This window comes from Chitinophagales bacterium (assembly GCA_041392475.1).
Classification (GTDB): Bacteria; Bacteroidota; Bacteroidia; order Chitinophagales; family UBA2359; genus JAUHXA01.
Window position 1 is genome coordinate 2,114,996 of record JAWKLZ010000001.1, and the last position, 13,264, is coordinate 2,128,259.

Annotated in this window: 12 protein-coding genes; 2 read left to right on the forward strand and 10 right to left on the reverse strand. The window is 38.7% G+C overall.

What is annotated here, in order from left to right; all coding sequences use genetic code 11:
- Positions 1-21: 21 nt before the first annotated feature.
- The gene (locus R3E32_07820; protein ID MEZ4884615.1) at positions 22-1,107 is read left to right on the forward strand and encodes a DUF3667 domain-containing protein; all 1,086 of its coding nucleotides are present in this window, start codon (positions 22-24) and stop codon (positions 1,105-1,107) included.
- Positions 1,108-1,515: 408 nt separating this feature from the next.
- Here the strand turns inward: R3E32_07820 and R3E32_07825 are convergent, their stop codons facing one another.
- The 3 genes from R3E32_07825 to R3E32_07835 all read right to left on the reverse strand — a co-directional run bounded on the left by R3E32_07825 (position 1,516) and on the right by R3E32_07835 (position 4,852).
- On the reverse strand, positions 1,516-2,847 hold the full coding sequence (locus tag R3E32_07825) for an MATE family efflux transporter (GenBank protein MEZ4884616.1): 1,332 nt from the start codon (positions 2,845-2,847) through the stop codon (positions 1,516-1,518).
- A 198-nt stretch (positions 2,848-3,045) separates the two neighbouring features.
- Positions 3,046-4,161: an aminotransferase class V-fold PLP-dependent enzyme gene (locus R3E32_07830; protein MEZ4884617.1), complete on the reverse strand. Its 1,116-nt coding sequence runs from the start codon at positions 4,159-4,161 to the stop codon at positions 3,046-3,048.
- A 142-nt stretch (positions 4,162-4,303) separates the two neighbouring features.
- The gene (locus tag R3E32_07835; GenBank protein ID MEZ4884618.1) at positions 4,304-4,852 is read right to left on the reverse strand and encodes a 3'-5' exonuclease; all 549 of its coding nucleotides are present in this window, start codon (positions 4,850-4,852) and stop codon (positions 4,304-4,306) included.
- A 169-nt stretch (positions 4,853-5,021) separates the two neighbouring features.
- Here R3E32_07835 and R3E32_07840 point away from each other — a divergent pair, with 169 nt between their 5' ends.
- Entirely contained in the window at positions 5,022-6,437 is a 1,416-nt protein-coding gene (locus R3E32_07840) for an MBL fold metallo-hydrolase (GenBank protein ID MEZ4884619.1), read from the forward strand.
- 88 nt (positions 6,438-6,525) lie between these two features.
- On the opposite strand, the gene R3E32_07845 is transcribed toward R3E32_07840, so the two are convergent.
- From R3E32_07845 to R3E32_07875, 7 genes are all read right to left on the reverse strand, one after another.
- Positions 6,526-6,903 carry a DoxX family membrane protein gene (locus tag R3E32_07845; protein ID MEZ4884620.1) on the reverse strand — a complete coding sequence of 126 codons (378 nt, stop codon included), beginning with the start codon at positions 6,901-6,903 and terminating at the stop codon, positions 6,526-6,528.
- A 219-nt stretch (positions 6,904-7,122) separates the two neighbouring features.
- Complete coding sequence (locus tag R3E32_07850) at positions 7,123-7,914, reverse strand: prolyl oligopeptidase family serine peptidase (GenBank protein ID MEZ4884621.1); 792 nt, start codon at positions 7,912-7,914, stop codon at positions 7,123-7,125.
- Positions 7,915-7,960: 46 nt separating this feature from the next.
- Positions 7,961-8,494: a hypoxanthine phosphoribosyltransferase gene (hpt, locus tag R3E32_07855; GenBank protein ID MEZ4884622.1), complete on the reverse strand. Its 534-nt coding sequence runs from the start codon at positions 8,492-8,494 to the stop codon at positions 7,961-7,963.
- Between the two features lie 6 nt (positions 8,495-8,500).
- The gene (locus R3E32_07860; protein MEZ4884623.1) at positions 8,501-9,751 is read right to left on the reverse strand and encodes a glucosaminidase domain-containing protein; all 1,251 of its coding nucleotides are present in this window, start codon (positions 9,749-9,751) and stop codon (positions 8,501-8,503) included.
- 243 nt (positions 9,752-9,994) lie between these two features.
- Positions 9,995-11,029 (reverse strand): DUF3078 domain-containing protein, encoded by a 1,035-nt coding sequence (locus tag R3E32_07865; protein ID MEZ4884624.1) that lies wholly within the window; start codon positions 11,027-11,029, stop codon positions 9,995-9,997.
- A gap of 88 nt (positions 11,030-11,117) precedes the next feature.
- Positions 11,118-11,849, reverse strand: coding sequence for a methyltransferase (locus R3E32_07870; protein MEZ4884625.1), 732 nt, complete (start codon positions 11,847-11,849; stop codon positions 11,118-11,120).
- Between the two features lie 140 nt (positions 11,850-11,989).
- Complete coding sequence (locus R3E32_07875; GenBank protein MEZ4884626.1) at positions 11,990-13,225, reverse strand: HlyD family efflux transporter periplasmic adaptor subunit; 1,236 nt, start codon at positions 13,223-13,225, stop codon at positions 11,990-11,992.
- Positions 13,226-13,264 lie beyond the last annotated feature (39 nt).

The following is a 13,264-nucleotide window of genomic DNA, read 5'->3' on the forward strand; positions in this document are numbered from 1 at the left end:
AGGGAATAATCCGAGTGTTTTATGCCTAAAGAAAAACGAAAACATCTGATTTGCCCCAATTGTGGCCATATTTTTGCAGAAAATACAGCCAACAACTTTTGTCCCGATTGTGGACAAGAGAATGTAGATAGCAATGTTTCCTTTGGCGAACTTTTGGGCGATTTCGTCAGCAACTATTTATCGTTGGATTCCAAATTATTTCGCACGCTACCTCGTCTGTTGTTTTTTCCTGGTTTTTTGACCAACGCATTCAATAAAGGCAAACGCATCACATACCTTAGACCGATTCGCCTGTACCTTTTTATGAGTGTTGTGTATTTTACTTTTTTTGCAGCTCAATTCAAAAATTTAGATGGTGGAGAAATCCAAATAACACAGCAAGAAAAAATGGACAGTATTTTGCATCTAAAAGATAGTATTTCAAATGAGATACTGCAAAAGGAACTTTTGGAGAAGAACATTGTGATAGAAGAAGATACAACCAATGAATACAATAGGAAAATACTGAAGGTTCCCAATAAGGATTACAATATCCAGTTTAGTTTTCCAGAAGAAGACGGGAGTTTGATTCGAGAAGAACAAATAAGGCGAATAGTCTTACTTTCCAAAAAATACGGCATTGAAGCCACAATAGATTCTCTGAAAAAAGAAAACAGTATTTTTACACGAAATACACTGTTTACCAAAGGTACACGCCAACTGCTAAGAATATACCATCAAGGTCCCGAAAAATTGGCCTCTTATTTTTTTGCCCGTTTGCCGATTATGATGCTTTTGACGATTCCAATTTTTGCCTTCATATTTAAGATACTCTACATCAGACGAAAACGCCACTATATAGAACACATTGTTTTTCTACTTCACTTTCATGCTTTCCTTTATGTTGTTTTGACCTTGCTGTTGTGGACCAGTGATTTTCTCTCTGAGATGTATATCGTTTTGTTATTGGGTATGATATTCATTTATTTTTTGGTAGCTATCCGAAAAGTCTATCAACAAGGCTGGGCCAAAAGTTTTTTGAAGGGAATGATGTTTTGCATTTTTTATCCAATATGTTTGACCATTGCAGTATCTGTGACGGCGATTACAGCCTTTTTGATGTTTTGAAAGGAGGCTATTTTGTGAAGTGAGTAGGCATAAAGAAGGGGACAACCTTTCCCTGATCGTCCCCATAAAAACTAAGGCCATGAAAAAAACTATCGTAAATTTATGCAAAAAATTTGTATTGTAAAACCAAATATTCTGTCGAACCTTTGGTAAAATATTTGCTTTTTTGAAGTCCTGATACTTAAAGCTTTGTTATACAAATATATAAGATTTTTTAAGCTTGACTACACGAAAAAAATAATATAGTAAAAAATATTTATTTTTACGCTTGTATGACATTGCTTTATATCTCCAATTTTCAAGAACGATTTTATACAAAACTTACCTCCGATTGTACGATGTAGTCAAGTAAAGGTTACAAACTAATTAGAATTAAAATACATTTTGAGTACAATATGCATCCTCTTATCAAACCGTCACTTTCTTCCATTTTCCAGACTTCAAATAAGCCACTCCAATAATTACCAACAACAGCCAATAGATAAATTCTGACCCCCAAACAAACTTCAAACCTAAATCCAAAGCATTGACGATAATATAGGCATAGCCCAAATAAACGAACATCGAGAAAGTCTCAGTGACGAGCGAAAAGAATGTTGCACCCGTTCCCATAATACCATTGAAGATAACATTGGAGATAGAACAAGCTAAAATAATCATTATCAACACCAAAATAACAGATTTTGCTCCTAAAATCACTTCGAGGTCTTTGGTAAAAATGGATAAAATAAGTTCGGGGAAAAAAACTAAGGTAGCGCATGGAACGACCGTAGTGACAAAGCTCAGAATGGTAGAGCGATTGATGGCCACAAGAACCTGCTTGTATTTTCGCTGACCTATGATATTGCTGACCAGTGAGTTGGCAGCCGAGGCAAAACCCCAAGCAGGCGCACTGTAAAAGGTATAGATAATTTTGAGAACCACCGAAATAGCCAAGGCACGTTCACCCATTTTTTCGATAAGAGAAAGGAATATGAACCATCCTCCCATACCAATCAGATATTGCACCATCAAAGGAGAAGAAATCACTGCAATATGTCGAATCAGTGGAAACTGCGGTTTTCGAAATTCAAAAATGTTGAATCTCTTAATGTTTTTGTCGTACAACATATACGCCAATGCAAACATCGTAGCCACCACTTCTGCAATTGTTGAAGCCAAACCCGCACCTGCAATACCCATTTCAGGAAACCCAAAAGTTCCAAATATCAAGGCATAGTCCAAAAACACATTCACAATACAAGAAATACCCATTACCCACGCAATAATATACGTACGACCTATTCCCATATACAAGGCCATCGCCACAAAAGCAAAAAAGCTGAATGGAAGGCCATATACCCGATACTTCAAATAAACCAAACTTGCATCATAAACCGCTTGCGAACTGATCAGTATATAGAGAATATAGGGTGTAAACAAGTTCACTATAACAAACAGAACTACCGCCCCAAACATTTCCATATAAAGCAAATTGCTGGCGACAATCCCAATTCTTTCATCCCTTTTCTCACCCGCTCTTCGAGCAATCAATATCTGAGCACCACGAGACAAGCCCAAGCCCAACATCACAGGAATCAAATAATACAACGAAATCAATCCGCAAGCCCCTTGCTCTATTTCTCCTACTCTCCCCAAAAAAATCGTATCCATCAAACCAATAATGTTGGGAGCTAAACTTCCCAAAATAATAGGATAGGCGATGTTCCAGATACTTCCGTATGTTGCTTTTAACTGCATAGAGAACGATTTTGCATTGCTAATTTGAAAATCCTTTACGAAGCACAAACAGTTTACTATTTGTGTTCATTCGATTTGGAATCTTGAAGGTTGAAGTGATGGCTGGTGACAATAAAAAAATAAACTATTTTTAGAAGGAAATAGTTTATTTTCATGCCATTATAACCCATGCAAAAATAGTTCTTTTTAGTTACTTTTTTAAAATCGCTGAAATAAGTCGCACAGAGCATCTATTTCTTCAAAAGTATTGTAAAAATGTGGACTGATTCGGATGCCCTTTCCACGAAGCGAAAGCAAGACTCCATGCGACTTCATAAAATCCCACAGTGCTTGATTACCTTCAATAATAGTAATTCCAGCTCGATTATCCGAACCATAATCTGAAACGAGCGAAATATCTATTTTCTGCAATTGCAGCAAAAGATATGCTTGAAGTGCTGCGATGCGTTCTTTTATCTGCGCCAAGCCAACTGCAAGGAGTTGGTCAATAGCCGTTCCCAAAACCATCACACTCTTATAGTCATAATTACCCGTTTGGAAAGTATAACCCGAAAAATCAATCTCTGAAATATGTTTGATTTTCACTGCAATACCTTGACTTTCTGCACCCATTACTGGTGGATCATAGACTTCAAAAAACACTGCTCGCACATACATAAACCCCGTTCCGAAGCCCGCACAGGCCCACTTAAAAGTACTCGCCACCAAAATATCTACCTTCAATACCTCCACATCTATCGGCATCGCCCCAAAAGCCTGCGTTGCATCTACCACCAAAACCACCCCATTTTCCCTGCAAAATGCGCCCAAAGTCTTCAAATCTATCTTGTAGCCCGAGCTAAACTGCACATAACTTACCGCCACCACTTCAATTTTTTCCTTCAATATCCTTTCTTGCAATGCCTCTATATCCACCGAACCATTCGGCAATTGCAGAAAATCAAAGATTTCGTAATGATTCACCAACCATGGAAACCTTACCGTAAGATAATCTTCAGATAATAACAAAACTTTCTTGTGGTGACTCCGCAACATCTGTGCTGCATAATTAATGCCCGTAGCACAATTTGGAAGCAGTGTCATTTCATGCGGTTTTGCGCCCAAACAATCCGCTACTTTTTGACGCACAATCGGTATTTCAGCAATCCACCGTTCACGAGCAGGAGGCCCTTCTTCCAAATATTGTTGGTAAAAACGATGCCCCAGTTCTGCTGTTTGCTTCGATAAAATCCCACAGCGGGCAGTGTCGAAGTAGGTCATTTTTTGAAAGGCAGGATAGTTTTGGCGAATTTGTTGCCAATTTGGAGTTTGCATACTATCGAATTTTGTGAATTGAAACAGCTAATTTCCAACTATTTCTCTTTTATTTCAATCAATTTGACCTGAAATTTAAAATGATACTAAAAATGGAAACTGCTTATACTTTTGAAGTTCTCAACTCAAAAATAGGATAGAATTATTTTGGAAACCGCCATTTATCCAAATACCGCACAAAAATCTTGGCAATGTTTCTGGCATCGTCAATGCCTCGGTGATGCGTTCCCTCCAATGGAATCTCCTCCAAATCCAAAGCTCCGGACATGCCTTGATGCTTCGACAAATCTTTGACCACCGTATATTGGTGCTTAACGCTAATATGCGGTTTGAGCCATGACTTTTCCAAGCCCCAAAGTTGGCAATCTTTCTTGAACTGACTTGCATCATAAAAACCCCACGAACACAAAACATATTCGTGTTCGTCTATGCCTATCCATTCCTGAAAAGCCTTCAAAACCTCTGGAAAATGTTGGGCATTATCTACTTGTGCTTGTGTAATACTCGTCAATTCTTTGCAGAAATCAGACAATATCGGATGCTTCAGAGGTTTGATGAATTGGCAAAACTCGGAAAGGCTTTCACCTGATTCATTTACCATCACAGCTCCAATCTCGATGATTTCATTCGGACTGTTTTCGCTCCTCGTCTTCCAACAAGTCGCTTCTAAATCTACTATAATGTATCTCATTTTTTTGTGTGTTAATGTTTTGAGATGTTAATATGTTTGGGTATTAATTTTCAAAACTCAAAATCCAGTGAAGTTTTGAAGTTTAAATCCCACAATCTCTGCTTTAAAGTTGTTTTTTCACTAAAAAAGTTCCATTTTCACTATTCATTCATCAATTCAATTATCGCTTATGAGAATCAAATTCTGCGGAGCAGCTCAAACGGTCACAGGAAGTTCACATTTATTGACGCTGAACAATGGCTATACAATTTTACTAGATTGTGGTTTGTATCAGGGAATTGAAGATAAATTCGAAGACTTCAATCAAACTTGGAACTTCAAACCATCTGATATCGACTGTGTGATTTTGTCACATGCCCACATTGACCATAGTGGAAGACTACCGCAACTGGTCAAAGATGGCTACACAGGGCCTATTTATGCCACCGATGCCACACGTGATTTGTGCGCCATTATGTTGATGGACAGTGCTTACATTCAAGTTAGAGATGCCGAATTTCTCAACAAACAAAAAGACGAACGAAACGACGGAAAAACCGACCGCCCGCTCTATACGCCCAAAGACGTTGCGCCATGTATCAATGCTTTCACTACATTTGGCTATGGCAAATGGAACACCATTGCAGAAGGCTTAGAGGTACAGTTTCGAGACAGCGGACATATTTTGGGAAGTGCCAGCGTGACTTTACGCATCCAGAAAAACGAATACAAAACCATTACTTTCGGATTTACAGGCGATATTGGTCGTCCTGAACGACCAATTTTGCGAGACCCTGTTCCTATGCCTCTATGCGATTATTTGATTTGTGAATCTACTTATGGTGGACGTTCACACGATAGTCATCCCGACGAAAAAGCAAAATTGCTGCGAATCATTCACGAAACGTGTGTCGAAAATCAAGGCAAACTCCTCATCCCAGCTTTCAGTGTGGGGCGTACACAAGAAATAGTCTATATCCTCGATCAACTCGAAAACGAAGGCAAACTCCCCAAAATCCCTGTTTATGTTGATAGCCCATTGGCTATCAACGCAACCGATATTTTTCAATGGCATCCTGAATGTTTCGACAGTGAAATATTGGCCTACATGATTGAAGACCCAAATCCTTTTGGTTTCAATGACTTACACTACATCCGAAGTGTAACAATTTCCAAAAAACTCAATGAAAGCAAGGACCCTTGTATTATCATCAGTGCATCAGGCATGATTACAGCAGGGCGCATCAAACATCACATATTCAACAACATAGAGGACCCTCGCTGCACAGTTTTGATAGTGGGTTTTGCACCACCACATACCATTGGCGGGCAGTTGAGAGCAGGAGCAGAAAGTATCAAAATTTTTGGAGCATTGAAAAGAGTGAATGCAAGGGTGGAAGTGATGGATTCATTCAGCGCACATGGAGACCAATCCGAAATGCTGGAATACCTCGACAATCAAGACCGCAAAAAATTAAAGCAAGTTTTTTTGGTGCATGGTGATTATCCTCGTCAAAAGGATTTCAAATCGGCATTGAAGGAGGCGGGGTTTGAAAAAGTGGCGATTCCGAGATTGAAGGATGAGTTTCAATTTGAAGATAACTAAGCGATTAGGCAAATTCAAAATACAAACTCAAAAAGATGATTTTGGTAAACTTTGAAATTGAGTTTGTATTTTGAACTTAAAACTTCTTTTACGGCTTCAATATGCCTTCAAAAGCTTCCTTGCGCCCCCAAAACAGCCAAAAAGTAGCAAAGAAAACAAAGAAACCAGGCAATCCATTCACAATATCTTGGTCTATCAGCAAGTGAAAAATCAAAATATTAATGGCAATCGGAGCTAAAATGGCGAGAGCAAGATTGACATACTTATTGAGTAACAACATAATCCCGCATGTAATTTCAAAAGTAGCCAATACATATTTGAAGTTGCTACCCAAAATATTACTCAAAAAATCTGCCCCCACACCACTTATTTCGGGTGGAGGTAAAAAAGGAACAATTTTGTTGGCCCCAAAAACAAGGAAGACAATACCCAACAATACTCTAAGAATGGTATTAAATGTGTCCATATACAATTTGTTTTAGGTGAAAAAAAACGAAAAACCGTGTATCGGTCTTCATTGGTGAGGCTATAAATATGACGAAAAAAAAGGACTTTTCAAAATATTGTTTCCTGTCAGCACTTTTATTGCAATTTATACGACAAATATGACAATTTACAGACGTTGTTATAGATTATAGTTTGATTTGCAATTACTCCTGTTTACAAAATCCTTTTCCATTTCTCCCTAAAGTTTCTTCCAAGAAAACAACCACTTCAAAAAATCAGGTTCAGCAAAGGCATTGTCCCAACTATTGTGATTGACCCCAGGATATTCGGAGTATTTCACCTCTGCACCCGCTTGCTGCAACGTATGATACATTTTTTGTGAAAATTGGACAGGTACGACACTATCATCTGCGCCATGAAAAATCCACATACTGGTATGTGGTGCATACAAAGGGGCAAGCAAAGGATTGCTGCCACCACAAATTGGTATGGCTGCTGCAAAAGTTTCAGGCATTCGTGCCAAAAGTTCAAATGTTCCCATTCCACCCATCGAAAGTCCTGCAACATACAATCGGCTTGTGTCTATCTTCTCGTTTTCAAGGAGTTGTTCAACAAGTTCTATCACCATTTGCATCGGAATATTGGGTTGTTCGTAAAACGGAAAATCGAAGGAACGTTTGCCGTCTATTTCTGTTCTATCAACCCTTGCCCAATAATTGTCTGTGGCGCACTGTGGAAAAACTACAATAGCAGGATATTCTGTGCGGTTGGCTTTATCTGCAAATAGTTTTGCACCATGAACCAATTGTATTTCGTTGTCATTGCCTCGCTCACCTGCTCCATGCAGAAATAAGACCAAAGGATAGTTTTGAGAAGTATCTTTTTCGTAGTCAATAGGATACAGAATTCGGTAAGGTAGGGAATCTTCTGTTTCGTTGATATAAATTTCTTTTTGAAATTCGCTTAGATCTTGTGCAAAAATTGTAATGGTCAAGAAAAGTAACATAAAGAGCATTGAAAGCTGTTTCATAGTGGGAATTTTTGAAGCTAAAAATAACATTTTTTAGGCAGAGAATTTACTCCTGCAACTGGTAAATATCCGCCAATCCTCTTCCCAATCCATCATAATCCAAACCATAACCCACCACAAATTTATCGGGAATTTCAATACCCACATAATCAGCTATTAAGTCAGGATGTTGTAGTGCTTCAGGTTTTTGAAGGAAAGCAGCGATTTTGATGGAATCAGCACCTTTTTCGGTCAAAATTTGCAGCAATCTCTTCAAAGTATGTCCTGTATCTACAATATCTTCCACAATCACTACTGTTCGCCCTTCAATACTTTCATTCAATCCCAATACAGTTTGTACTGTTCCAGAAGAAGTTGTACCGACATAAGACTGAGTTTTGATGAAGTTAATGGGTGCATCAAAACTGATGGCACGCATCAAATCAGCTGCAAAAACAAATGCTCCGTTTAGAATGGCAATGAACAGCGGATTCTGATTTCTTAGGTCTGCATCTATTTTTTTTGCCAACTGCTTAACAGCTGCTTGTATCTCCGATTCGGAAATATACAGTTGAAATGTCTTGTCGTGTATCTTAATCACTGGTATTTATTTTTTGATTTTCAAACGTTGCCCAATATTCAAATCATTTGAAGTCAGGCCATTGGTAGCTTTTATTGTTTCTACCGTAACGCCATATTGTTGAGAAATGCTGTAGAGCGTATCGCCTTTTTTTACGATATGTGTAATGCTTGTCGGCGTATCTTTGTCATCGGTTGAAGGATTGACAGGAGGTATTTTTATCACAGGTGGATTGATTACTGGAGGGGTAATTTCAAAATCATTGAGATCTTCCTCGTCAGAACTGTCATCGGTTGAAGGGTTTGGTATGAATATAGGAGGATTATTGGGTTGGCCTACGGGTGGTTTCACAATTGGAGTATTGGACAATACAGGCGGAGATTTGCGTTTACCTCTCAATTGAAGTTCTTGACCAGCAGCAGCTTGTTGTTCTTTACCCATGTCCATTCGATTGCGGTCATAGAGACATTTGAGTTTGATCCCATACAGTTGTGAGATAGAAACCATGGATTCTCCTCTTTGCACAATGTGTGTTTTCAAGCCAAAAGGGCCTTTGTTTCGTTTGGGTTGAAAATAGACTTTGTTGTTGGCAGGAACTACCTCTGAGTCAAAATCATTGTATTTTCTCAGGCTTTTTTCCTCCATTCCATACGCCCTTGCGACTTGTGCAATGGTAATATCACAAGTGAAAATAACCGTTTTGATGCGGTTGTAGTAGGTGATGGCTGGCAAATCAAGTACAATATTGTCACAATCAATGCCTCCTGGCAAGTCAAATTTGAAGAGTTCGTATCGCTCTATGAGGGTAATTAGTTTGTTGGCATATTGTGGGTCGGTCGCATAACCTGCATCCTTCAATCCTTTTGACCAACTTTTGTAATCAAGCGGATCTAATTCGTAGAGCGCACTGTAACGACCTCTGCGGCTCAAAAAATTGGAGTGGTCTATAAACGATTCATACACACTTTTGTACTTGCGGAAACACTCATTTGGAGCATCATCGTCTAAGTGAATTTTTTTACCTGTCCAATCATCGTGGCATTTCACCCCAAAATGATTGTTACCCACTGTGGCCAAATAACTGTTGCCGTTTCTGGACTCCAAAATTCCTTGTGCCATCGTGATACTTGCAGGAATACCTACCCGTTTCATTTCTGCAACGGCCAATGCTTTGTATTCATCAATGTATTCTTGGATGCTTATTTCTTGTGCGAAAGACAATTGACAGATGCCAAATAAAAGGCTAATCAGGAAGATTGGGTATTTGAAAAGGTGCATAGGTCTGATTTTTAGATGGATTGGTAAAGAATGGGCAAAAATAAGAATATTATCTTATTCGAGTTGTAGTATAATAAAAAAAGGCAACGGTTACCAGCCGTTGCCTCAAAATTAACCACTAATTTACTTAACCATAAAAATCTAAAACCAGTAATCAATAAGCAAACCTTATGCCAAGAATTATCAAATCATCTACTAATTGACTTTTTTTTGTCATAAGATTTTAAAATTTTTATTTGATGGCTAAAAAACGACATTGTATTTAATCAACAACTGTTCGGTGATGCTTGCCCTGCGACCCAATGCAGGTCCATTTTCAGTTTGTTGAACTCCTCCTGATGCACTGTAATCTGTGATTTGTACTTTCACATCGTGATCGTAAACCACATTGACGGTCAGGCTTAACTGCAATCCTTTCCAAATATTCATTGCTATTTCGTTGCGCCAATCAACATCTAAGTTTTGAGGATTTTCTAAATAATTGGAAAAAAGAGTCAACTCACTTTTGAAAGCGCCTTTGCCTTCCAAAAATTTGTCTTGGTAAATCCCTTTGAGCGTTGCTCCCAATTGATGAAAAGTATTGTCAAAATCAGTAGGACTTCTCCAATCATTGCCATGTATTCCTTTGGTATTATCCTCCTTTGTAGAAGCAGGCAAGGCAGCAATCGCATCCTCCAATACAAAAATGGCTTTCCATGAAAATGGCGCAAAAAAGAAACTCAATTTTTTGTTGGCTTTGTAATCAATACCAGGAGAGAGTGTAAGAGTTGCTGGAGAAAACAATTTAGCGATAGGGCTTGCACCCGTATCGGTTACATCCGTCAAAAAGTTGCCGGGATAAGTCGGAGTTATTTGACTCACAAAAGTCAGCTCGGCCGCATACGCCCACTTAGAATCATCTTTGACTTGCGTACCAATTTTGGAACTAAAGCGCAGTTCATCAATGCTTTTTTGAAAAGGATTGTCAATCGTGGGATTGATGACAGACAGGCCACTCCCAAGTCGTTGGATGCCAAAAAGCAATGAAACTGTATTGTTCCACAGCAGTTTGTCTTTTTTGTAATTGCCAAATACTCCTACTGTTCCACCAATACCCAATTTATCTTCTCCTGCTCCAACTTTGGGATTGATTTGCAGCAATTGTGCAAAATCCATCCCAAAACTTAGACCTCTTTTCCAACCATCGTCTTCTACCTCTTCAACTTTTTCCTGAGCCAAAACCGATACATTCCAACTACTTACAATACACAGTAGCAATAATAACAACATTTTTTTCATAAGAATAACTTTTTTTTATCAATGTAAACAATCCTATATTTAAGTGATAAATGCAAAGTTAGGAGTTTTTTTAAACGCCATCAAAATGTCATGAAAAAGCAGTGTCTAAATAAAAATCACTCGTCAATTGTCGATAGGCAGTCGTATGTAGGTTGTCTTGCCCCCTTCCTATCAGTTCTGAAACTTCAATGGCATCTTTTTTGGGAAATAGGTAAAATGCCATCAACAAGCGTTTTACGGGTTTGTCTGGTTTGGGTTTGAAGTGTAAGATTCGGTGACAGTGAAAGTCATATTGGCTTGCCATTTGCTGAAATTGAAGTGCTTCTGTGGGAGGTAAGATTAAATGAAAACTGCCTTTTGGCTGCAATAATTTCCGAACTGCATCCAACAATTCTTCGGGAGAAAGCGTATCGGAATGTCGTGCTTGTGTGCGAGCTTGTGTTTTGGCTTTGTGAGAGTTATGAAAATAGGGAGGGTTGGTGATAATTGAATCGTATTTGTAAGGAACAATTTGGGCAAACTTTTGGATGGAAGATGGATAGATTTTGAGGCGATTTGCCCAGAGAGATGCGGCAAAGTTTTCGCTTGCTTGTAGAAATGCTTGATGATCTATTTCAACGGCATCAATCAACGCTGTTGGGGACTTTTGCGCCATCATCAATGCCAAAAGTCCCGTTCCTGTACCGATGTCTAAAATGCGTTTTGCTGTGTCTTCTACTTTCGTCCATGCTCCCAACAATACACCGTCTGTGCCAACTTTCATGGCACAGCGTTCTTGATGGATGGTGAATTGCTTGAAATTGAAGTAAGTGTTCGGCAAATTGCAGAATAAAAATTAATTGAATTTGTTTTTCGGATTTGAAGTTTCTATTACAGCATAAACCAAATAAATGACAACTTGTTTTTTTGCGCAAAGAACTGACAATTAATAGTTTTAAAAACTAATCACCAGTCACTTTACTAACCTCCTTGCTCCTGTTTTTTGATTTTATCAGTTTTACCAATCCCCGATTTCACTTCAATGTTGATTCCATCCGACAAGCCCGTTTCGATATACACTTTTTCAAATTCCTGTTCACCCATTTCCTTCTCCACAAAAGTCGAATCATTACTGAACAAAAGATCCCGCTCATTGATGGCCAAGACACTATCTCTTTTATCGAGAATAATATCAGCGTTGGCACTGTAACCCGCTCGAATAAAATCATCCTTTGGAGTTTGGACAGTTGCTTTGATTTCGAACTGAATACTGCCATCTACTTCAATGCCTTTTGGAGAAATATAATTCAAGACTGCATCAAATTTTTTCCCTTCAATCGCTCCAATGGTAATCTCCAAAGGAATTCCCTCCTTCAATTTACCCACTTCAGATTCTGCTACTTGTCCTTGAAATTCCAGTTCATTCATATCTGCAATAGACGCAATTGTAGAACCCTCATTAAATGAATTGGCTTCAATCACAAAACTTCCTTCCTTCAATGGGATATCCAAAACCATCCCCGTCATCGTTGAAGTAATCACATTCGACACCTCTTTGGAGCGACTTGCCGCACCTTCTCGCAAAATTTGAAGGTTGTCTTTGGCAGATTTTAGTTCTGCTCTTCGAATTTCCAAGTCCGTAGAGTAACTGTTCACATTCCTACTTGCACCCACTTTTGACTGTTCCAAGGTTGCCCGTGCCTGTTCGACAGCCGTTGAGAGTCGGTCGTATTCTTGTTTAGAAATGATGCCTTCATCAAACAAAGGTTTCTGTTGATCCCGTTCTCTAATTGCCTGGTCATAAGCTGCCTGTGCATCTCTCACATCATTACCTGAGGTGTTCAAACTTTTTTGTCGACTCAATTCTTGTTCGGCTTCTTTCACTCGAATTTGCAATTGTTCGATACTTGCTTGAGCGTTATTAATATTTGCCGGGGAGGGAATCAATTGAATTTTAGCGATTTTTTGACCTACTGTCACTTGTTCACCTGCTTCCACATATATTTCCTTGATGACACCTGGTACTTGCGATTTTAGTGCCACTTCCTTGACAGGAAGTATCGAACCTGTCGCAACGGTTTTTTTCACAATGTTAATAGTTTCAGGTGCTACTGATTCATACACCACAGGTTTTTCTTGACCTTTTTGATACAAAAACCAAGCAGTGCCTAAAAATGCTACTATGATGATACCAATGAAAACGAAGTATTTAGTCATTTTTTCTTTTGTGTTTTTTGTGTTGAAGTGTTGGTTTTT

Coding starts and splice junctions, on each gene's coding strand:
- R3E32_07820 (MEZ4884615.1), top strand. CDS start 22: ATGCCTAAAGAAAAACGAAAACATCTGATTTGCCCCAATTGTGGCCAT.
- R3E32_07825 (MEZ4884616.1), bottom strand. CDS start 2,847: ATGCAGTTAAAAGCAACATACGGAAGTATCTGGAACATCGCCTATCCT.
- R3E32_07830 (MEZ4884617.1), bottom strand. CDS start 4,161: ATGCAAACTCCAAATTGGCAACAAATTCGCCAAAACTATCCTGCCTTT.
- R3E32_07835 (MEZ4884618.1), bottom strand. CDS start 4,852: ATGAGATACATTATAGTAGATTTAGAAGCGACTTGTTGGAAGACGAGG.
- R3E32_07840 (MEZ4884619.1), top strand. CDS start 5,022: ATGAGAATCAAATTCTGCGGAGCAGCTCAAACGGTCACAGGAAGTTCA.
- R3E32_07845 (MEZ4884620.1), bottom strand. CDS start 6,903: ATGGACACATTTAATACCATTCTTAGAGTATTGTTGGGTATTGTCTTC.
- R3E32_07850 (MEZ4884621.1), bottom strand. CDS start 7,914: ATGAAACAGCTTTCAATGCTCTTTATGTTACTTTTCTTGACCATTACA.
- R3E32_07860 (MEZ4884623.1), bottom strand. CDS start 9,751: ATGCACCTTTTCAAATACCCAATCTTCCTGATTAGCCTTTTATTTGGC.
- R3E32_07865 (MEZ4884624.1), bottom strand. CDS start 11,029: ATGAAAAAAATGTTGTTATTATTGCTACTGTGTATTGTAAGTAGTTGG.
- R3E32_07875 (MEZ4884626.1), bottom strand. CDS start 13,225: ATGACTAAATACTTCGTTTTCATTGGTATCATCATAGTAGCATTTTTA.